The organism is Achromobacter maghribensis (assembly GCF_057334215.1).
In genome coordinates this window covers 117,886-119,253 of the sequence record NZ_JBHFII010000026.1, presented here as the reverse complement: position 1 = coordinate 119,253, position 1,368 = coordinate 117,886, and the positions used below count along the sequence as shown (strand labels likewise).

Here is a 1,368-nt window from a genome sequence, read left to right as displayed (position 1 = left end):
GACCGGGTCCACGCGCGCCGTCGCGGCGACCGGCAGGGGCACGGCGACCCGGCCCGCGTCGCCCGCCAGCTTCTGCAGGCGTGAAGCGTAGGCGCCGGTGGACGGCGCCAGCAAGCGCCCGCCGGGCGGCACGAAGGTACGGATCGCGGCTTCCACCGCGAAGTGGCCGCAGCCGGGCAGCGCCAGCGCGGCATGCGTGTCGGACGACGCCTGCGCGGCGCGCAGCACCCCCGCGCAGACCTGACGGTAGGTCTCGCGGAAATCGTTGTCCCACGGCGCGTAGTCCTGCGCCATGGCGGCCTTCACCCGCGCGTCGGTCGTGACCGGGCCGGGAATGAGCAGAAGCATCTTGTCTCTCCAGAGGGGCTTCTAGAACTGCGGAAGGGAAGCAGGGTCGTGGCGCCGCAGGATGTTCTTGGCGTCTTCGAAGTCGGGCAGGATATGCCCCACTTCGCGCCAGAAGTCCTGGCTGTGGTTCATCTCGCGCAGATGCGCGAGTTCGTGCGCGATGACGTAATCGATGATGGCAGGCGCGAAATGGATCAGCCGCCAGTTCAGCATGATGTTGCCGTCGCTGGTGCAGGAGCCCCAGCGCGTGGCGGCGGACGACAGCCGCCAGCGGCGGATCTTCAGCCCGCTGATCTGCAGGAAGTGCGCCAGCCGCGCGCCGAACCAGGCACCGGCGCGCTGCTGCAGCCAGGCCTGCGCGGAATCGCGGATGCGGCTTTGCTCGGCCGTGGACGGCAGGGCCAGCCAGAGGGTGTCACCGTCTTGCGGCGCGTCCGCGTCGCCGGACAGACGGGCCTGGCGGCTATCGCCACCCACGCCGATCAGGATGCGCTTGCCCAGATAGGGCAGTTCGCCCCCCGGCTGCCAACGCGTATGGGCCATGGCCAATTGCTGCTTGCGGGCATGCCATTCACGCAGCTTGGCAAGGATCCAGCGCGCCTTTTCACGCACGGCGTCGTCGATCTGCGCCAGCGTGACCCAGCTGGGCGCGGTGACGCGCAGGCCGTCGTCGGTGATCACGAAGCCGATGCTGCGACGGCGCGAGCGCAACAGCACGAAGCCGATGGGCTGATGTTCCGTGGGCACTTCGCGCCAGCGCGCGCCGGGGGGCAGCGGGTCGGGGCAGGGCGTGGGGACGCGGGACGACGCATTGGGCGACAACGTCAGCAGCGGTTCGCCTGCAGGGGCGGAACCCGTCTGCGCCTCGGGGAACAACGTCTTCGGGGCGCGCGGCTGAGGGGGAGCGGGCTGCGGGGCGGCAGCAGGCGGAGGCGCGCTGCGCGGCGCGGCGGGCCGAGGTGCGTCGTGCGGCTTTGGCGTGGCGATCAGCGGCGGGGGGGGGGGGGGGGGGGGGGGGGG

General features: G+C 71.7%; 1 protein-coding gene and 1 pseudogene. Both read right to left on the bottom strand.

What is annotated here, in order from left to right; all coding sequences use genetic code 11:
- A pseudogene (locus ACE039_RS11380) lies at positions 1-348 on the bottom strand (2-aminoethylphosphonate--pyruvate transaminase); the annotation flags it as partial.
- A 21-nt stretch (positions 349-369) separates the two neighbouring features.
- On the bottom strand, positions 370-1,338 hold the full coding sequence (locus ACE039_RS11375) for a M48 family metallopeptidase (RefSeq protein ID WP_485822456.1): 969 nt from the start codon (positions 1,336-1,338) through the stop codon (positions 370-372).
- Between the last annotated feature and the right edge of the window lie 30 nt (positions 1,339-1,368).